Genomic DNA, 16,740 nt, shown 5'->3' on the forward strand with positions numbered 1-16,740 from the left:
CGCCTAATCCGCTTTGCGCTTGGCTTCGGCCTTGGCCGCGGCCTTTTTCTTGATCGCGTCAAACTTGGCCTTTATCGCGCCTTTTCGGCGTTTTTGATAGGCCCGGATCAGCGGCACACTGAGATAATACATTATGGTTGCAGTGATGACGCCGGGCAGTATGCCACCCACCAAATAGGGAAAGAACACTTCGTCATAAAAGACTTCAAGTCCTGTCCAGTCCATGTCCTGACTGGTAAAGAACGCCACAACGTTGTCTTTCAGATCACGCCCCGCATCAACAAATTTCCCCCCGAACGAACGGTGTTCGCCTTCTTGAAATTCAGTGCCCAGCATCCAGTGCCCTGTTTTCAGCGACACAACTCCGATCGGGACATAGGTAAGCGGATTGCCGAAAAACGTGGCCATCAACGCCGCCAGAATATTGCCCTGCATGATACGCGACACCAAGGCCGCCACAATGAAATGCAGCCCGTAAAACGGGGTAAATGTGGTGAACACACCTGCCCAGATGCCGCGTGCGATCCGTTCGGGAGAATCGGGTAAACGGCGCACCCGATGCTTTACATAGTGAAACGCCCGCGCCCAGCCGCCCTTGGGATAGACCATGTCTGCCGTCCCGCGCAGCAGGCTTTTTTTATCGCGACGTTTGAAAACCAAAAAACCGGCGTCCTTACTTCTTGTCTTGTTCCGCCACGGCCTGAACCGCAGCAGGATCACGGAAACGTTCTATTGCGGCGACATGACTTTCCGCTTCCAATGCCAGCATCACGGAATGCAAATGTTCAACATCCCTGAGTTCCACATAGATCAGCAGACGGTAAAAGTCAGGCTTTCTATCCAGAAATTCGAGATTCGAGATATTGGCCTTTTGCTCTCCGATCAATGTGCAAATCCGCCCAAGCACGCCAGCATCGTTGCTGATCGTCAAATCCAGCGTTGCAGTATAGATAGGTGGGTGGCTGCCGCTGTGCCAGTGCAGGTCCAGCCAGCGGTTTGGCTGGTCCTCGTATTCCGTCAGACGATCGCAATCAATGGCGTGGATCACAACCCCCTTGCCGCGAAAGGTGATGCCGACAATCCGTTCCCCCGGCAGAGGTTGGCAACAGGGCGCACGATCAAAATTCTGACCCACATCCAGACCGATAACGGCGCGGCGTTTGTCGATCTGGTCGCTCACATCCGGCACCAGATCAGGATAGACGGCCTGTACTACGCTGTGACCGTTCAGTTCCGCACTGCCCAGACGGGCCAACAATGTTTCGCGATCATCCAGCCGAAGATGCCGTGCGGCGGTTTCCAGAACCTTGTCGGTGGCCTTTTTACCAACATGTTCAAAGGCAGAGCGCGCCAGTTCGTGCCCCAGCTTGATGAACCTGTCCCGATCAACTTCGCGGAGGGCGCGCCGGATCGCCGACTTGGCCTTGCCCGTTGTGGCAATTTCCAGCCATGTCGCCTGGGGTATCTGGCCTTCGGCGGTGATGATTTCGACCGACTGCCCGTTTTTCAGTCGCGTCCACAACGGCACGCGCAATCCATCAACCTTGGCCCCCACACAGCCACTGCCGATGCGGGTGTGGATCGCATAGGCATAATCTATCGGGGTCGCACCGCGTGGCAGTTTGACCACATCGCCCTTGGGCGTGAAGCAAAACACCTGATCCGAATACATCTCGAGCTTGACCGCTTCGAGGAAATCCTCGTGGTCCTCTTCGGCATCGAACTGTTCCGTCAGCGACGAAATCCATTTGGCCGGATCAACCGCAAACGGGTTGTTGGCGCGTACGCCATCTCGATAGGACCAATGTGCCGCCACGCCGGTTTCGGCCACATCATGCATCTGGCCAGTGCGGATCTGCACCTCGACCCGTTTGCCATCACGGCCCGAGACCGTGGTGTGGATGGAGCGGTAGCCGTTGGTTTTCGGCTGGCTGATATAATCCTTGAACCGGCCGGGAACAGCCCGCCATCTTTGGTGGATCGCCCCCATCGCGCGGTAACAATCCTCTTCGCTTTCGGTGATCACGCGAAACCCGTAGATGTCGGACAGGCGCGAAAACCCCTGTTCCTTTTCCTGCATTTTGCGCCAGATCGAATAGGGTTTTTTGGCCCGCCCGAACACTTCGGCGGGTACATTCGCCTTGTCCAGTTCTGTACGCATGTCGCCTGTGATCCGGTGGATCACGTCTCCGGTTTCGCGTTGCAGCGTGATAAAGCGCCGGATGATGCTGGCGCGCCCTTCCGGATTCAGAACACGAAACGCCAGATCTTCCAACTCTTCGCGCATCCATTGCATCCCCATACGTCCGGCCAGCGGCGCATAGATGTCCATGGTTTCGCGTGATTTCTGCACCTGCTTGTCGGCGCGCATCGATTTGATCGTGCGCATGTTGTGCAGACGGTCGGCCAGCTTGACCAGAATGACGCGCAGATCCTTTGACATAGCAAAGAACAGTTTGCGGAAGTTTTCGGCCTGTTTAGTCTCGGTGCTGGACAATTGCAGATTGGTCAGCTTGGTCACGCCGTCAACAAGGATTGCCACCTCGTTGCCAAACAGATCGGCCACTTCGGAATAGGATGCCTTGGTGTCTTCGATCGTGTCGTGCAAAAGTGCCGTAATAATCGTGGCATCATCCAGACGCTGTTCGGTCAGAATGGCCGCGACGGCAACAGGGTGCGAAAAATAGGGTTCGCCCGAATGGCGAAACTGACCCGCGTGCATTTCCAGCCCGTAGTCATAGGCCGCGCGGATCAGGGTATCATTGGTTTTCGGGTTATAGTTACGAACCAGGGCAATCAGGTCGTCTGGTGCAATCATTTCCGGTTCGTGCCCTATTTATGGGCAGGCTTAGCCCTGCCCTTGCGCTTCCATCAAAGCGCGCAGCAATTTCTCTTCGGACATGTCGTCCTCTGCGGGCTTGTCCACTTCGGACCCCATCAAAAGCGCCATTGCGTCTTCTTCCGGTTCGTCCACTTCGATCTGGGATTGGTTGCTTTCGATCAGACGCTCGCGCAGTGCATCGGCCGATTGCGTTTCTTCCGCGATTTCACGCAGTGACACGACGGGATTCTTGTCATTGTCACGATCCACGGTCACCGCCGAGCCGGCCGAGATTTCGCGGGCACGGTGTGCCGCAAGCATAACCAGTTCAAATCGGTTCGGAACCTTATCGACGCAGTCTTCTACAGTTACGCGGGCCATGGATGCTCCAATGTCTCAAAAATCGGTCAGAAGAGGAGTATTTAAGGGGGTTCGGCGCCATTGACAAGCGCTTTTCCAAGTTAAAATGTCACAGTTTCCTGACTTCTGCCCGCGCGGCGTCGGGCAGCGCGGCCAACATCTCGGAAATCGTTGTTCCAAGAACCGGATGCACCCACTGGGCGGCCACATCTGCCAAAGGAATCAACACAAAGGCCCTGTCCTGTAGCCTTGGATGGGGCAAAACAAGCTGATCCGGGGCGGCATTTGACTGCGTTTCCGGGGGCAAGGCGCGCCAGTGGTCATGGGTTTTTCTATCCGGTATAACGGCGGTGTCATAGGCAACCAGATCAAGATCCAGCGTGCGGCGCCCCCACCGTTCGATTCTCTGTCGCCCGAACGAATTTTCGATTTCATGAAGCGCATCCAGCGTTTCGCGGGCCGTCAAACCTGTAGTTAACGCTACGGCAGCATTTATGTAATCAGGGCCGGCCCCTGCCGGAAAACAAGGTGTCTTGTAGAACCCGCTGATCGCGCGGATATTCAGGCCAACTGATTGAAATTGTTGTACAGATTTTGAAACAGTCTCGATGACTTCCCCAGCGTCAGATGGAATATTCCCACCAATCGCCACCAAAGCAAGCCTGTCCTGCACCGGCGAGAGACCGCCGATAACTGCGCTGCTTTGGGCTTGAGCCATGCCGAAAATATCCTAAATAATGAGCATCCGTTTCGCACATTTTAAAGCTCACTCACGGAAATCACAGGCGAAACGGGTTTTTTGAAAGGATAATTTATGTTCTACAAGGACGAACGGCTTGCGCTGTTCATCGACGGCTCCAATTTGTATGCCGCTGCAAAATCCCTTGGCTTTGATATTGATTATAAACTGTTGCGTCAGGAATTTATGCGTCGCGGAAAGCTTTTGCGGGCTTTCTATTACACGGCACTGCTTGAGAATGACGAATATTCGCCGATCCGGCCCTTGGTCGACTGGCTGAATTACAACGGGTTCTCGATGGTAACAAAGCCCGCCAAGGAATACACAGACAGCATGGGGCGGCGCAAAGTCAAAGGTAACATGGACATCGAACTGACCGTCGATGCCATGGAACTCGCGCCTCACATCGATCACATGGTTCTGTTTTCCGGCGACGGCGATTTCCGCCCGTTGCTGGAAAGCATGCAAAGACAGGGCGTGCGTGTTTCGGTGGTTTCGACCATTCGCAGCCAGCCTCCGATGATCTCGGATGATCTGCGTCGTCAGGCCGATAATTTTATCGAACTGAACGAATTGAAAGACGTGATCGGGCGTCCGCCGCGCGAACCCTATGTCGCGCCGGAAAGCGTGGACTATCTGGAAGCCACCTGAAGACCTGAACCGGAACGGGCCACTCACCCCGTTCCGGTTCGATCATTTTCGGCAGCATGCCTCCCTTTACGCACGGCCCGCAAAGATTTACGTGTTCCTTTCAGGAGACACGCACATGACCAAACCCGCCTTGACGCTTTACCTTGCCGCCCCGCGCGGATTCTGCGCCGGCGTGGACAGGGCCATCAAGATCGTTGAACTGGCGATTGACAAATGGGGCGCACCCGTCTACGTGCGCCACGAAATCGTACATAACAAATTCGTTGTGGATGCCCTGCGCGACAAAGGCGCGGTCTTTGTCGAAGAACTGTCGGAATGCCCCGATGACCGCCCTGTCATTTTTTCGGCCCATGGCGTGCCGAAATCGGTTCCTCACGCGGCAGAAGTGCGCAACATGGTCTATGTCGATGCTACCTGCCCGTTGGTCAGCAAGGTCCATATCGAAGCCCAGCGCCATTCCGATAACGGGCTGCAAATGATCATGATCGGTCATGCGGGCCACCCTGAAACCATTGGAACAATGGGCCAGCTCCCGGACGGCGAAGTGCTGCTGGTGGAAACAGTGGACGACGTTGCAAAGGTACAGGTGCGCGATGCGCAGAAACTGGCCTTTGTCACACAAACCACTCTTTCCGTGGATGACACCGCCGATATCGTCGCCGCGCTGCACGTCCGTTTTCCAGCCATCGTCGGTCCGCACAAGGAAGACATCTGCTATGCCACGACCAACCGGCAAGAGGCGGTCAAGGCAATGGCGCCGCACTGTGACGCGATGCTGGTGGTTGGCGCACCCAATTCATCCAATTCGCAACGCCTGGTCGAAGTGGGCCGCAAGGCGGGTTGCGGCTATGCCCAGCTTGTCATGCGGGCCACCAATATCGACTGGCGCGCTTTGGATGGCATCCGCTCTGTCGGTGTTACGGCCGGCGCATCTGCCCCAGAATTGCTGGTGAACGAGGTGATTGACGCGTTCGAACAGCGCTATGACCTGCGGGTTGAGCGGGTGGAAACCGCCAGCGAAAACGTGGAATTCAAAGTTCCGCGCGTTCTGCGCGAACCGGCATAAAGGCACAGCCCGTTATGTCGCTGGTAAAACACATCCCTGCTGCGCCGCTTTATCTGGGTCTGGCAGGGCTTTTGCCGTTTGTCTGGGGTGCCGTCACCTATCTGCACGGGTCACTGGCCGACTGGACGGTTCAGGCGATCGGCCCGCGCTTTGTCGGCCCCTATGTCGGGCTGGCCTATGGCACTGTTATTCTCAGCTTCATGTCCGGTGTCCTGTGGGGCTTTGCCACGCGCGCATCGGGGCCGCAGGCCGCAACGGGCTATACGCTGTCGGTCATTCCGGCTCTCTGGGCGTTCTTCATGGTGGGGGGCGGGCCTGTCGCGGCGGGCATGAACCTGATGTTCGGATTTCTGGGGCTGCTGGTGCTTGATTTCGCCTTTTACCGCTGGGGTTTGACGCCAGTGTGGTGGATGCGCTTGCGTCTATTGCTGACCGCGGTGGTTGTCGCCTGTCTGAGTGTGGGAGTTTTTTTGTGAACGATCACGAAACCGTTCGGGTTTACGATACGCAGGCACAGGATTATGCGCGCATGACAGATCGCGACAATGCCACCGATCCGCGCCTGACAGCTTTTATCGCGAAACTGCCCAAAGGCGGCAGGGTGCTGGATCTGGGCTGTGGTCCCGGGGCGGCGGCGGCAGTGATGGCGCAGGCCGGATTGCAGGTGGATGCCACAGATGCGTCCGCGGAAATGGTCGCGATGGCGGCGCGCCAAAAGGGTGTCACGGCCTGGCAAGCCACGTTCCACGACCTGGACGCGCAAGATACATATGACGGTCTGTGGGCAAACTTTTCCCTGCTGCACGCCCCGCGCGCCGATATGCCGGTGCATCTGGATCAGATCGTTAAGGCACTTGTTCCCGGCGGGCAGTTTCATCTGGGGCTCAAGCTGGGCACCGGATCGGCGCGTGACAAGCTGGGGCGCCTTTACACCTATTACACGCAGGATGATCTGAACGCACTTTTGCAGACCGCAGGGTTCACCATCACCGAAGTCACGCTGGGGCGAGGAAAAGGGCTGGACGGCAGCCTGTCAGACTGGATATCTCTGGCCGCTCATGCCTGACGTGATTGCATATACAGACGGGGCCTGTTCGGGCAATCCCGGCCCTGGCGGCTGGGGTGTTCTGCTGCGCGCGATGCGCGACGGCAAGATCGTGAAGGAAAAAGAACTGTCCGGCGGAGAAGCCCTGACCACCAACAACCGGATGGAATTGCTGGCGGCAATCCATGCGCTTGAAACCCTTGATCGCGGCATACCCGTCACGATCGTCACCGACAGCACCTATGTCAAAAATGGTGTCACCGGTTGGATACACGGGTGGAAACGCAACGGCTGGAAAACCGCCGCCAAAAAGCCGGTAAAGAACGCCGAGCTGTGGCAACGGCTGGACGCGGCACAGGCGCGTCACGATGTGACATGGGAATGGGTCAAAGGCCACGCCGGCCACCCCGAAAACGAACGTGCCGACGCCCTTGCACGGGCCGGAATGGCACCGTTCAAACCAGCTGCGTCTGGCAAATCCACATGATCCTTCTGTCGCTTCTTGATTACGGATCGGTGCTTGTCTTCGCGCTGACCGGTGCTTTGGTCGCCAGCCGTGCGCAGCTTGATCTTGTCGGCTTTGCCTTTATCGCCTGCCTGACCGCTTTGGGCGGGGGCACCGTGAGGGATGTTCTGCTTAATCGCGATCCAGTGTTCTGGATCGGTCAGCCCGCTTATATCCTTCTGGCGGCAGCCGCCTCTGTGCTGGTGTTCTTTACCGCCCACCGCGTCGAAAGCCGCTATAACCTTTTGCTGTGGCTTGACAGTTTCGCACTGGCCATTGCTGTAGCTGCGGGAACCGGTGTCGCGCTGGCGTTGTCACAACCCCCGATTATCGTGATCATCATGGGTATTTCCACCGGGTGCTTCGGGGGTCTGTTGCGGGATGTGGTCTGCAACGAAGTGCCGCTTGTCCTTAAGCAGGGCGAACTCTATGTCACCGCCGCCTTCGCTGGCGCTGCTTCGGCGCTTCTTGTCCAGACACAAACAGATAACGCGCTGGCCGCTTTGGGGATATGTGCCGGTGTCACATGGGCTTTGCGCGCAGGGTCTCTTGCCTTTGGCTGGAAAATGCCGGTGTACAAAAGCCGCCCGCCGGCAAACTGATACTGCCGTCTCTTTTTGCCTCAAATACGGGCGGCGCCACGCTTGCCGCGCACGCTACTTGCGAAAGAACCTCTGCCAGCCCCACACCAGCAACAGCGCGCCCAGTACGGCCCCGACAAATCCTGCCATTGCACCCATCACGCTTAGCAATGCATGCAGAACCAGGCCCCCGATCAGCGCCCCGGCCATACCGATCACCACCGTGGTGATGATATCCGCTTCGACCTTCATCAACCGCGTCGCCAGAAAACCGGCGGCAGCACCAACGATGATCAACCAGATAATTGGCATACTCTCTATTTCCTCCAATGGGTCGGCACGATGACCAGCGCGCCGATGGACGACACGATCGCATTCACTCCGGGGCTGGAAAACCCGAACCCGAACATCAGGCGTACGAAATAGAACAGGAACGCGCCCCCAATGCAGATGATGATGGATTGCACGATGCCATTATGGGTAAAGCCTGATTTTTCCGACAGATAGCCAACAAGCCCGGCGATCACCACAGTACCCATAAGTGTCGGGAACATTTCAAACCTCCGATAGGCGGGTTCCCTTGGGCACCTGCCAGCCACGCAATAAATCTTCTGCATCCTGCGCCGCTTTGCCCGCCCGTTGCAAGCTCAGCAGTTGCACAGCCCCGGTCGCGCAGGCCACCCGCAACCTGTCGTCCAGCACTTCGCCCGGCGCGCCCTGCCCCTCTGCCAGACGCGATGTCAGAACCTTGACGCGTTCGCCGTTTATTTCACACCATGCGCCGGGAAACGGTGACAGGCCGCGAATATGGCGATCCACCATGCTGGCCGGCCGGTTCCAGTCCAGCCGCGCTTCGGCCTTGTCGATTTTCGCGGCATAGGTCACGCACTCGGCCGGTTGGGGCACAGGCGTGAGATCGGAAAGTTGATCCAGCGCGCGGATGATCAGGGCAGCGCCCATATGCGACAGGCGGTCATGCAAGGTGCCGGTCGTGTCATCCGCGCCAATAACGGTGCTTTCGCGTATCAACACCGGCCCGGTATCAAGGCCCGTTTCCATCTGCATGATGCACACGCCGGTTTCCCTGTCCCCGGCCATAATCGCACGGTGGATCGGTGCCGCGCCGCGCCATCGCGGCAACAGAGACGCGTGGATGTTCAGACAACCAAACCGGGGGGCGTTCAGCACCGGTTCCGGCAGGATCAGGCCATACGCGACAACGACAGCAACATCGGCATTCAGGGCGGCAAATTCTGCCTGCGCTTCGGCAGTTTTCAGGGACACCGGGTGGCGCACCGGCAGACCCGTTTTTTCGGCACAGACCTGCACCGGGCTGGGTCTGGTTTTCTTGCCGCGCCCTGCGGGGCGGGGCGGCTGGCAGTAGACCGCCGCAATGTCATGTCCGGCGTCAACCAGCGCCTGCAGGACAGGCACGGAAAATTCGGGCGTTCCCATAAAGACGATGCGCATTGCGGTTTGTTCCCTTCGGACTGGCCGGTATCCGGCTTTGCCTAACCCAGTTTTCGGGCGCGGCGCAAAAGCATGTCGCGCTTGACCTTGGACAGGTGATCAAAAAACATCTTGCCGTTCAGGTGGTCGATCTGGTGCTGCACCGACGTGGCCCACAGCCCGACATAATCGTCTTCCACAACCGTGCCTGTGTGATCCATGTAGCGCACCGTCACGGCACGCGGGCGTTTGATCCTGGCCCAGACACCTTTCAGGTTCGGGCTGCCTTCGTCATGTTCGCGCAATTCAACCGATGCATGCAGCACTTCAGGGTTGGCCATGCGCACCACGCGGCCCCGTTCGTTTGACGCATCAACCACAGCCAGGCGCAGCGACTCGCCGATCTGCGGCGCGGCCAGCCCGACACCAGGCACCGACTCCATCGTATTGATCATGTCCTGCCATATGGCTTTTATGTCATCCGTGATCGCCTCGACCGGTGCGGCCACCTTGCGCAGTCTTTTGTCTGGCCAGGGGATACAGCGCCGGATGCTCATTGCTGCGCCTGATAGGCCGCTTCAAGCGACGTGGGTGTCTCGCTGTCCAGATGGTCTAGCGTCACGATCCCGTCAAGATGATCCATTTCATGTTGCACACAGACTGCGGCAAACCCCTGAAACCCCTGAACCGCGCGTGCACCTTCCGGTGTGATCCACTGCACCAGTACCGTGGCGGGGCGCTGCACCTCTGCCGTGATACCCGGCAGCGACAGGCAACCTTCGGTGTTGATTGCGGTTTCCTCGCCCAGTTCCAGAATGACCGGATTGATCATCACCAGAGGATCGGGTTTTCCGTCTTTCCAACCCGCATCCATCACGAACATGCGGTGCAGTTGCCCGACCTGTGGCGCTGCAAGGCCACGACCGGGGGCGGCATACATGGTGTCCAGCATATCACGTGCCAAATCCTGCACAGCGGCCACATCCCGAACGGGCGCGCAAATCTGCGCCAATATCGCGTCGGGCCATTTCAGGATTGGTAAAACGGCCACCGGATCAGGCCCGCGCCAGTTCGCGTTTCAGTTTTTGCATGCGGCGGGTGATCATCTGGCGTTTCAGCGGGCCCAGATAGTCAATGAACAGCTTGCCATCCAGATGATCAATCTCGTGCTGGACACAGGTGGCCCACAACCCGTTAAAGCCCTGTTGCTGCGCGTTGCCATCGCGATCGATCCACGCCACTTCAACCTCGGCGGGGCGGGTCACATCGGCGAATTGATCCGGGATCGACAAACAGCCTTCTTCATAGGTGTTCTGTTCATCAGACACGGCCACGACATGCGGGTTGAACATGACCAGCGGCTTGGGCGCGGCATTTTCGCCCTTTTCGCAATCCAGCACGATCAGCCTGTCAAGCACGCCAACCTGCGGCGCGGCAAGGCCAATGCCCGGCGCCTTGTACATCGTTTCAAGCAGATCGTCAGCCAACTGGCGCAGCGGATCACTTAGGTCTGTTACCGGCTCACACAGCTTTTTCAGGCGCGGATCGGGGTGGATCAGGATGTTTCGTTTCATGCTTATGATTTAGGGCACCAACGGGTGCGGTGCAACGCCCCCTTGCAGCCGATTTATTTCCGGTTAGCGTGCGCGGACACTATCAGGAGACAGTACATGGATTTCAACACGCCTATCGACCGTCGCGGCACAAACAGCAGCAAATGGGACCTTATGGAGCGCCTTTGCGGCGTTTCCCCCGATGACGGTCTGGCGATGTGGACCGCTGATTCTGATTTTGCGACGGCGCCGTGTGTCATTGATGCCGTACACGCAGCGGCGGATCATGGCAATTTCGGCTATGTCTACGAATATCCAAAATATTTTGAAGCGATCCAGTGGTGGATGGAAACGCGCCACAACTGGAAGATCGACACAGACTGGATTCTGACCGCGCAAGGGTTGGGCAATGCGATTGCCCTGTGTCTGGATGTCTGGAGCGAACCGGGCGACGGGGCGGTGATCTTTACGCCTGTTTATCACGAGTTTGCCATCAAGATTAACAAGACCGGCCGCAGGGTTGTGGAATGCCCGCTGGCGCGGGACGGTGACACCTATGTTCTGGATCTGGAAGACGCCCAAAAACGTTTGGACGGATCCGAGAAGATCCTGATCTGGTGTTCGCCGCAAAACCCGTCTGGCCGGGTCTGGACAGCAGATGAATTGCGCGCTGTCGCAGACTTTGCCGCGCGCAACGATCTGCTGCTGGTTTCGGACGAAATCCATCACGATCTGGTCTATTCCGGCAATAAATTCGTGCCGATGGATGTGGCCGCCCCGGATCACCGTGGCCGCGCGGTATACCTTACGGCGGCGTCCAAGACGTTTAACATCGCCGGTCAGCGCACCGGCAACATGATCATCCCCGATCCCGACCTGCGCGCGGCCATGAAACAGCGCCTGAACATGCTGGATTACAAACCCGGCTCTCTGGGCATGCGGATGATCGAAGCAGCCTATTCACCCGAAGGCGGCAAATGGGTGGATGCCCAGATCGAGCATCTGGAGGGCAACAGGAAAGTATTCGATGCCGCAATCAAGGCGATTCCCGGCCTTTGGTCTATGCCGCTTCAGGCAACCTATCTGGCGTGGGTTGATTTTTCCGGTACCGGGATGAGCTTTGACGAAATAGCGTCGCGCATCCGTGATGACGCAAAAATCGCTGTGTCCGCCGGCCCGAGTTTTGGCACTGGCGGCGAATTGTTCCAGCGGTTCAATCTGGCAACGCAACGCGCAACCGTCGAAGACGCGTGCGCACGGATGCAGCGCGCGTTTTCAGACCTTCAGTAAACGGGCCTTATCGTCACGCGTTGGGCAACAGCGCCACAGGCGCCCCCGGATCGCGGTAGAAATCGACCGGCGCGCTGTCGGACGCCGCTGTATTGCGCTTGAATTCAAAAATCAGCTCGCCGTTTTCTTCTTCTGACGCGATGATCAGGCACTGATACAGGTGGTTGGCCCCGTCATAAAGATCGACAAACCCGCGCAAATGCGGCGCGTCTTCGGCGGCCAAGGAAAATCCTGTGCCCCACAACCGCAGCACCGGATAAGGCATCCCATCGGCAAACAGCCGTAACCGTGATGATTTTCTTAGACTGGCAAGGCGGGCGGCATCCAGCCCGTCCTGAACTTCTTTCGGCAAAAACGTTGTCATACTCATACATCCCCTTAAGGCATTTCAGCTTCGCCAAACTGCTACGTAAAGCAAGTAAATTTTTGGCAACAATTACTAACAGTTTTCGTGACAATCCTGCGCATGTGACCGGATAATGATGCGAATGTGCATTTGTGCAGGCCCGTTGCGCGCCCGCTCGGGTAGATTCACAAGGCGTTCCGCCATAGGTATCCAACCATCCAAAAGGGAGCGGAAGAATGGGTCTTTTGATCGAAGGTGTCTGGCACGACACATGGTATGATACCAAGAAATCGGGCGGCGCATTCGAACGGTCGGCGGCGGGATTCAGAAACTGGACTACACCTGACGGGACGCCCGGCCCGACCGGAAAAGGCGGATTTGCCGCGCAAAGTGGGCGCTACCACCTTTATGTCAGCTATGCCTGCCCATGGGCACACCGGACCCTGATCTTTCGACAGCTCAAGGGGCTGAACAATCACATTTCGGTTTCAGCAGTGCATCCTGACATGCTGTCAGATGGTTGGACGTTTGAGACAGATAAAGATGGTGCCACGGGCGACACATTGTATGGCCTGCCCTTCGCGCGCGACATCTACACCAAGGCCGATCCTGAATATTCCGGCCGCGTGACGGTTCCGATTTTGTGGGATACCAAGCGGGAAACCATCGTATCGAACGAAAGCTCGGAAATCATTCGCATGTTCAATTCGGCGTTTGATGACATCACCGGAAACGATGATGATTACTGGCCGGTGCATCTGCGTGACGCCATTGCGCCGGTGAATGCCCGGATTTACGACACTTTGAACAATGGCGTTTACAAGTGCGGTTTCGCGACGACCCAGTCCGCCTATGATGCGGCCGTGGGCCCGCTTTTTGAAACACTGGACTGGCTTGAGCAGCGTTTGCGCACCCACCGCTATCTGATGGGCGACGATTTGACAGAAGCAGACTGGCGGTTGTTCACCACCCTGATCCGTTTTGATCCCGTCTATCATCTGCATTTCAAATGCAACCGCAACCGCATCGTAGATTATCCGGCACTGTGGGCCTATGTGCGGGAATTGTACCAGTGGCCGGACGTCAGAAAGACGGTAAACTTTGCCCACATTGTGCGGCATTACCATTACAGCCACGACAGCATTAACCCGCACCGCATCATCCCGATCAATCCGGTTCTGGATTATGACGCACCGCATGGGCGCGACGCGATGTGATTACCGCGCGGCGGCGTAGTGTTCGATCATTGCCGCCAGATCTTCGGGTGGTGTGCTGCTTTGCACAAGGGCGCAGGCGTTCGGGCTGTGGGCAAAGATCGATCCGTCGGAAAAAAAAGCTGGTATTCGTCACAAAGATCACCCGCGCTTTGGGGCGGCGGTAACTTGCAAAATCCGACACGGCAAGCGCACTGCCCTGTTCCAGCACAAGGTCCAGAACGATCACGTCGAAGTCCCGCGAATAGAGGCTGGCAATCGCGTCTTCCTGACTGGTGGCACGGCTGACAATCGCGCCCTGACGCTCCAGATGGCGCTGCCAAAGCGCGCCCAGATGATGCTGACTTTCAACGATTAGAACATTCATTTTTCCCCCAAGGAGCCCACCACACCACTGATCAATTGGAACTGCCTCTCGGTGTGAGTTGAATGTCCTAACAAATCGTTAACGCATTCGTTCGCATTTGACTTATCCACAGAAACCACTTGTAAGGGCGGCGTGAATCCGCTTCAACGCGCGGAAAACCGGCAATTTACCGCACAACTTTCAGGGGCACGCGCAGCATGGATCGGGTTATTCAGTGAGCAGCGCCTTTCTTCTTTTTGCCGCGTTATTGCTGGATGCCGTTTTGGGTGAACCGCGCTGGCTTTGGGATCGGGTACCGCATCCGGCGGTGGTAATGGGCCGGATTATCGGGTGGTGCGATACAAGGCTGAACACCGGCCAATTGCGCAGGTTAAGGGGCATTGGCGTGGTTGCGGCCCTATCGATTGGCGCGCTGGCGCTTGGCGAAACACTGGCCGCATTTGGCCCGCTGGCTGAAATTGTCGTGGTTGCGATCCTTCTGGCGCAACGCTCTTTAAGTGATCATGTCGGCGCGGTCGCAGATGCTTTGCGCCTGTCCACCGGGGACGGGCGGTTGATGGTGGCGCGCATCGTCAGCCGTGACACAGGCACTATGTCGGACAGCGATGTGGCACGCGCCGCGATAGAAAGCGCGGCGGAAAACCTTTCCGACGGTGTAATCGCGCCGGCCTTCTGGTTTCTTGTTGGCGGCTTGCCCGGCCTGATCCTTTACAAGATCGTGAACACTGCGGACAGCATGATCGGTTATCGCACGGACCGCCACGCGGATTTCGGATGGGCTGCGGCCCGTTTCGATGATCTGTTGAACCTGATCCCGGCCCGTCTGACGGCGGCAACAATCGCGCTTTTGTCGGGCCAACTGGCGCATTGGAGTGGGATCGCATCCGACGCACGCCGCCACAAATCTCCCAACGCAGGCTGGCCCGAGGCGGCAATGGCCCGCGCGTTGGATATCGCACTTGCAGGCCCGCGATCCTATCATGGGCAAAAGATCGAATTTGCCTATGTGAATCCGACCGGGCGCAAGACGCTGACGCACAACGACATAGATGCCGCCGTGACCGTGTTGTGGAAAACATGGGGCATGATCCTTGCCGCGTGCTTTGTAATCACCCTGATCTGACCTACAGTCCTGTCAGGTAAATTCATTCCAGGACCGGATTTTGTTCATGCGTATTCTCACCTACTTCTTTGCCCTTTGCCTTTTGGTTTCCCCCGCGCCCGCGCGCGCCGAATGCGGCGGCGATTTCAATGCGTTTGTGTCCGGTCTGAAGACCGAAGCCGTCGCAAAAGGACATGACCCCGCCAGTGTTGACAGGTTTTTTGCCGGCGTCAGGAAGGATCCTGCCGTTCTGAAGGCGGACCGGTCGCAAGGGGTTTTCCAGCGCCCGTTTCTTGATTTTTCCCGCCGCCTGATTTCGCAGAACCGCATTGATAACGGGCAGCGCAACGCCCGGAAATACGATGCGGTGTTTGACCGGATGGAGGCGGAATACGGTGTGCCGCGCGGTGTATTGCTGGCGTTCTGGGCGTTTGAAACGGATTTCGGTGCGGTTCAGGGCGATTTCAACACGCTGAACGCACTTGTTACTCTGTCCCATGATTGCCGCCGTCCGGCATTGTTCCGCCCGCAGATTTTTGCCGCACTTGAACTGTTCGAAGCCGGCGATTTTGATCCGGTACGCACCACAGGCGCATGGGCGGGCGAGATCGGGATGGTTCAGATGCTGCCCCGCGACATTATCGAAAACGGGGTGGACGGTGACGGGGATGGTAAGGTCATGTTGAAAACATCGGCACCCGATGCGCTGCTGTCCGGCGCGAAAATGCTGCAATCGCTGGGCTGGCAGGCTGGCCAGCCGTGGTTGCAGGAAATACGCCTTCCACAGGGATTTGCGCTGGAAACCACCGGAACGGGAAAAACCCGCACCGTCGGCGACTGGAAAACAATGGGTGTCACTGCGCGATCCGGAACGCTGGCGGCAGATGATCTTCGGGCCTCGGTTCTGTTGCCACAGGGCGCGGGCGGGCCGGCGTTTCTGGCCTATCCCAATTTCAACGTCTATTTCGAATGGAACCAAAGCTTTGTCTATGTGCTGACAGCGGCCTATTTCGCGACCCGGTTGGAAGGCGCTGACAGATACGATGCCGGCCAGCCGGCCAACGGTCTGGACGGGGCGCAGATGAAACAGTTGCAAACCCGGTTGCAGGCCCTGGGCCATGATGTTGGCAAGGTTGATGGCATTCTGGGCGCAAAAACCCGCGCCGCGGTGCAGGCCGAACAGATGCGTCTGGGGCTGCCGGCGGATGCGTGGCCCACACCGGCCCTGCTAAACGCGCTGTAACGGGACCGGTCAGGGCCGGATCGGGAACCGTTCGCCTTTCTGCGTGATCATCACCATGTTGGCACCGCTGCGCACATAAAGATCACATCGAGAAAATCCGTTTTTGTAATCAATGCAAACCGCGCCATCATCACGCACCGAAAACGTGCCAAAGGCACTGCCTCCGTCGTTTGCATAGGTATAGGAATAGGCGCCGCCAACCGAAAACTTGGACTGGCCGTCGTCATAGAAGACAACGGTACGGCCTGTGACGTATTGTGATGCCTCGGCGCTGTTCAAGGCGACATCACTGTCCCGCAAGGGCCAGTCCTGCGCTGATGCGCCCAGAGTCGATGCAAGGACCGCAAGAAGTGGATAGGTGATTTTCATACCGACCAGACTAGGCGATCCTGCGGCGCTGTCCTGTCA

22 protein-coding genes and 1 pseudogene are annotated in these 16,740 nt (G+C 57.6%); 10 read left to right on the forward strand and 13 right to left on the reverse strand.

Annotated elements, in window-relative coordinates; all coding sequences use genetic code 11:
* Positions 1 to 3 precede the first annotated feature (3 nt).
* The 4 genes from OLX72_RS04040 to folK form a co-directional block, all read right to left on the reverse strand.
* Positions 4 to 660, reverse strand: a complete 657-nt coding sequence (locus OLX72_RS04040; RefSeq protein ID WP_114868808.1) for a DUF2062 domain-containing protein — start codon at positions 658 to 660, stop codon at positions 4 to 6.
* A gap of 13 nt (positions 661 to 673) precedes the next feature.
* Positions 674 to 2,818 carry a RelA/SpoT family protein gene (locus OLX72_RS04045; RefSeq protein WP_433989863.1) on the reverse strand — a complete coding sequence of 715 codons (2,145 nt, stop codon included), beginning with the start codon at positions 2,816 to 2,818 and terminating at the stop codon, positions 674 to 676.
* Positions 2,819 to 2,848: 30 nt separating this feature from the next.
* Complete coding sequence (rpoZ, locus tag OLX72_RS04050; protein WP_433989864.1) at positions 2,849 to 3,202, reverse strand: DNA-directed RNA polymerase subunit omega; 354 nt, start codon at positions 3,200 to 3,202, stop codon at positions 2,849 to 2,851.
* Between the two features lie 88 nt (positions 3,203 to 3,290).
* Positions 3,291 to 3,899: a 2-amino-4-hydroxy-6-hydroxymethyldihydropteridine diphosphokinase gene (folK, locus tag OLX72_RS04055; RefSeq protein WP_114868805.1), complete on the reverse strand. Its 609-nt coding sequence runs from the start codon at positions 3,897 to 3,899 to the stop codon at positions 3,291 to 3,293.
* 96 nt (positions 3,900 to 3,995) lie between these two features.
* On the opposite strand from folK, the gene OLX72_RS04060 reads away from it, so the two are divergent.
* The 6 genes from OLX72_RS04060 to OLX72_RS04085 all read left to right on the forward strand — a co-directional run bounded on the left by OLX72_RS04060 (position 3,996) and on the right by OLX72_RS04085 (position 7,789).
* A complete protein-coding gene (locus OLX72_RS04060) occupies positions 3,996 to 4,571 on the forward strand; it encodes an NYN domain-containing protein (RefSeq protein ID WP_433989865.1) in 576 nt (191 codons plus the stop codon).
* Between the two features lie 115 nt (positions 4,572 to 4,686).
* Complete coding sequence (ispH, locus tag OLX72_RS04065; protein WP_433989866.1) at positions 4,687 to 5,637, forward strand: 4-hydroxy-3-methylbut-2-enyl diphosphate reductase; 951 nt, start codon at positions 4,687 to 4,689, stop codon at positions 5,635 to 5,637.
* A gap of 14 nt (positions 5,638 to 5,651) precedes the next feature.
* Positions 5,652 to 6,113: a DUF3429 domain-containing protein gene (locus tag OLX72_RS04070; RefSeq protein WP_205389032.1), complete on the forward strand. Its 462-nt coding sequence runs from the start codon at positions 5,652 to 5,654 to the stop codon at positions 6,111 to 6,113.
* Entirely contained in the window at positions 6,110 to 6,703 is a 594-nt protein-coding gene (locus OLX72_RS04075; RefSeq protein WP_114868802.1) for a class I SAM-dependent methyltransferase, read from the forward strand. The genes OLX72_RS04070 and OLX72_RS04075 overlap by 4 nt, the downstream gene beginning before the upstream one ends.
* Positions 6,696 to 7,169 carry a ribonuclease HI gene (rnhA, locus tag OLX72_RS04080; RefSeq protein WP_433989867.1) on the forward strand — a complete coding sequence of 158 codons (474 nt, stop codon included), beginning with the start codon at positions 6,696 to 6,698 and terminating at the stop codon, positions 7,167 to 7,169. The genes OLX72_RS04075 and rnhA overlap by 8 nt, the downstream gene beginning before the upstream one ends.
* Positions 7,166 to 7,789 carry a trimeric intracellular cation channel family protein gene (locus OLX72_RS04085; RefSeq protein ID WP_433989868.1) on the forward strand — a complete coding sequence of 208 codons (624 nt, stop codon included), beginning with the start codon at positions 7,166 to 7,168 and terminating at the stop codon, positions 7,787 to 7,789. The genes rnhA and OLX72_RS04085 overlap by 4 nt, the downstream gene beginning before the upstream one ends.
* Positions 7,790 to 7,843: 54 nt before the next feature.
* Here OLX72_RS04085 and OLX72_RS04090 read toward each other — a convergent pair whose 3' ends face one another.
* The 6 genes from OLX72_RS04090 to def (OLX72_RS04115) are packed head-to-tail and all read right to left on the reverse strand — an operon-like array spanning position 7,844 to position 10,791.
* The gene (locus OLX72_RS04090; RefSeq protein WP_114868799.1) at positions 7,844 to 8,080 is read right to left on the reverse strand and encodes a GlsB/YeaQ/YmgE family stress response membrane protein; all 237 of its coding nucleotides are present in this window, start codon (positions 8,078 to 8,080) and stop codon (positions 7,844 to 7,846) included.
* 5 nt (positions 8,081 to 8,085) lie between these two features.
* On the reverse strand, positions 8,086 to 8,322 hold the full coding sequence (locus OLX72_RS04095; RefSeq protein ID WP_114868798.1) for a hypothetical protein: 237 nt from the start codon (positions 8,320 to 8,322) through the stop codon (positions 8,086 to 8,088).
* Between the two features lies 1 nt (position 8,323).
* Complete coding sequence (fmt, locus tag OLX72_RS04100; RefSeq protein ID WP_433989869.1) at positions 8,324 to 9,238, reverse strand: methionyl-tRNA formyltransferase; 915 nt, start codon at positions 9,236 to 9,238, stop codon at positions 8,324 to 8,326.
* Between the two features lie 41 nt (positions 9,239 to 9,279).
* Positions 9,280 to 9,774 carry a peptide deformylase gene (gene def, locus OLX72_RS04105; protein ID WP_114868796.1) on the reverse strand — a complete coding sequence of 165 codons (495 nt, stop codon included), beginning with the start codon at positions 9,772 to 9,774 and terminating at the stop codon, positions 9,280 to 9,282.
* The gene (gene def, locus OLX72_RS04110) at positions 9,771 to 10,268 is read right to left on the reverse strand and encodes a peptide deformylase (RefSeq protein WP_433989870.1); all 498 of its coding nucleotides are present in this window, start codon (positions 10,266 to 10,268) and stop codon (positions 9,771 to 9,773) included. Before def (OLX72_RS04110) ends, def (OLX72_RS04105) begins: the two co-directional genes overlap by 4 nt.
* Before the next feature lie 4 nt (positions 10,269 to 10,272).
* Positions 10,273 to 10,791 carry a peptide deformylase gene (def, locus tag OLX72_RS04115; protein ID WP_433989871.1) on the reverse strand — a complete coding sequence of 173 codons (519 nt, stop codon included), beginning with the start codon at positions 10,789 to 10,791 and terminating at the stop codon, positions 10,273 to 10,275.
* A 96-nt stretch (positions 10,792 to 10,887) separates the two neighbouring features.
* Between def (OLX72_RS04115) and OLX72_RS04120 the strand changes: the two genes are divergently transcribed.
* Positions 10,888 to 12,060: a MalY/PatB family protein gene (locus tag OLX72_RS04120; RefSeq protein ID WP_114868793.1), complete on the forward strand. Its 1,173-nt coding sequence runs from the start codon at positions 10,888 to 10,890 to the stop codon at positions 12,058 to 12,060.
* 13 nt (positions 12,061 to 12,073) lie between these two features.
* Here the strand turns inward: OLX72_RS04120 and OLX72_RS04125 are convergent, their stop codons facing one another.
* On the reverse strand, positions 12,074 to 12,424 hold the full coding sequence (locus tag OLX72_RS04125; RefSeq protein ID WP_114872052.1) for a hypothetical protein: 351 nt from the start codon (positions 12,422 to 12,424) through the stop codon (positions 12,074 to 12,076).
* A 218-nt stretch (positions 12,425 to 12,642) separates the two neighbouring features.
* Between OLX72_RS04125 and OLX72_RS04130 the strand changes: the two genes are divergently transcribed.
* Entirely contained in the window at positions 12,643 to 13,623 is a 981-nt protein-coding gene (locus tag OLX72_RS04130; RefSeq protein WP_114868792.1) for a glutathione S-transferase family protein, read from the forward strand.
* Here OLX72_RS04130 and OLX72_RS04135 read toward each other — a convergent pair.
* Positions 13,624 to 13,987 (reverse strand): annotated as a pseudogene (locus tag OLX72_RS04135) (response regulator transcription factor). It lies immediately after the preceding gene.
* Positions 13,988 to 14,201: 214 nt separating this feature from the next.
* On the opposite strand from OLX72_RS04135, the gene cbiB reads away from it, so the two are divergent.
* Together cbiB and OLX72_RS04145 are read left to right on the forward strand one after the other, a co-directional pair.
* A complete protein-coding gene (gene cbiB / locus OLX72_RS04140; RefSeq protein ID WP_114868790.1) occupies positions 14,202 to 15,110 on the forward strand; it encodes an adenosylcobinamide-phosphate synthase CbiB in 909 nt (302 codons plus the stop codon).
* Between the two features lie 46 nt (positions 15,111 to 15,156).
* Complete coding sequence (locus tag OLX72_RS04145) at positions 15,157 to 16,332, forward strand: lytic murein transglycosylase (protein ID WP_433989872.1); 1,176 nt, start codon at positions 15,157 to 15,159, stop codon at positions 16,330 to 16,332.
* 9 nt (positions 16,333 to 16,341) lie between these two features.
* Here the strand turns inward: OLX72_RS04145 and OLX72_RS04150 are convergent, their stop codons facing one another.
* A complete protein-coding gene (locus tag OLX72_RS04150) occupies positions 16,342 to 16,701 on the reverse strand; it encodes a hypothetical protein (protein ID WP_114868788.1) in 360 nt (119 codons plus the stop codon).
* Between the last annotated feature and the right edge of the window lie 39 nt (positions 16,702 to 16,740).

The sequence above is a fragment of the Sulfitobacter sp. TBRI5 genome (assembly GCF_051013555.1).
Classification (GTDB): domain Bacteria; phylum Pseudomonadota; class Alphaproteobacteria; order Rhodobacterales; family Rhodobacteraceae; genus JL08.

Bases quoted from the DNA above. Each gene is read 5' to 3' on its own strand.
- fmt (WP_433989869.1), bottom strand. From the start codon at position 9,238: ATGCGCATCGTCTTTATGGGAACGCCCGAATTTTCCGTGCCTGTCCTG.
- OLX72_RS04070 (WP_205389032.1), top strand. From the start codon at position 5,652: ATGTCGCTGGTAAAACACATCCCTGCTGCGCCGCTTTATCTGGGTCTG.
- OLX72_RS04150 (WP_114868788.1), bottom strand. From the start codon at position 16,701: ATGAAAATCACCTATCCACTTCTTGCGGTCCTTGCATCGACTCTGGGC.
- OLX72_RS04130 (WP_114868792.1), top strand. From the start codon at position 12,643: ATGGGTCTTTTGATCGAAGGTGTCTGGCACGACACATGGTATGATACC.
- OLX72_RS04125 (WP_114872052.1), bottom strand. From the start codon at position 12,424: ATGACAACGTTTTTGCCGAAAGAAGTTCAGGACGGGCTGGATGCCGCC.
- folK (WP_114868805.1), bottom strand. From the start codon at position 3,899: ATGGCTCAAGCCCAAAGCAGCGCAGTTATCGGCGGTCTCTCGCCGGTG.
- ispH (WP_433989866.1), top strand. From the start codon at position 4,687: ATGACCAAACCCGCCTTGACGCTTTACCTTGCCGCCCCGCGCGGATTC.
- OLX72_RS04145 (WP_433989872.1), top strand. From the start codon at position 15,157: ATGCGTATTCTCACCTACTTCTTTGCCCTTTGCCTTTTGGTTTCCCCC.
- OLX72_RS04095 (WP_114868798.1), bottom strand. From the start codon at position 8,322: ATGTTCCCGACACTTATGGGTACTGTGGTGATCGCCGGGCTTGTTGGC.
- OLX72_RS04085 (WP_433989868.1), top strand. From the start codon at position 7,166: ATGATCCTTCTGTCGCTTCTTGATTACGGATCGGTGCTTGTCTTCGCG.
- OLX72_RS04045 (WP_433989863.1), bottom strand. From the start codon at position 2,818: ATGATTGCACCAGACGACCTGATTGCCCTGGTTCGTAACTATAACCCG.
- OLX72_RS04120 (WP_114868793.1), top strand. From the start codon at position 10,888: ATGGATTTCAACACGCCTATCGACCGTCGCGGCACAAACAGCAGCAAA.
- rnhA (WP_433989867.1), top strand. From the start codon at position 6,696: ATGCCTGACGTGATTGCATATACAGACGGGGCCTGTTCGGGCAATCCC.
- def (WP_114868796.1), bottom strand. From the start codon at position 9,774: ATGAGCATCCGGCGCTGTATCCCCTGGCCAGACAAAAGACTGCGCAAG.
- OLX72_RS04090 (WP_114868799.1), bottom strand. From the start codon at position 8,080: ATGCCAATTATCTGGTTGATCATCGTTGGTGCTGCCGCCGGTTTTCTG.
- def (WP_433989871.1), bottom strand. From the start codon at position 10,791: ATGAAACGAAACATCCTGATCCACCCCGATCCGCGCCTGAAAAAGCTG.
- rpoZ (WP_433989864.1), bottom strand. From the start codon at position 3,202: ATGGCCCGCGTAACTGTAGAAGACTGCGTCGATAAGGTTCCGAACCGA.
- OLX72_RS04060 (WP_433989865.1), top strand. From the start codon at position 3,996: ATGTTCTACAAGGACGAACGGCTTGCGCTGTTCATCGACGGCTCCAAT.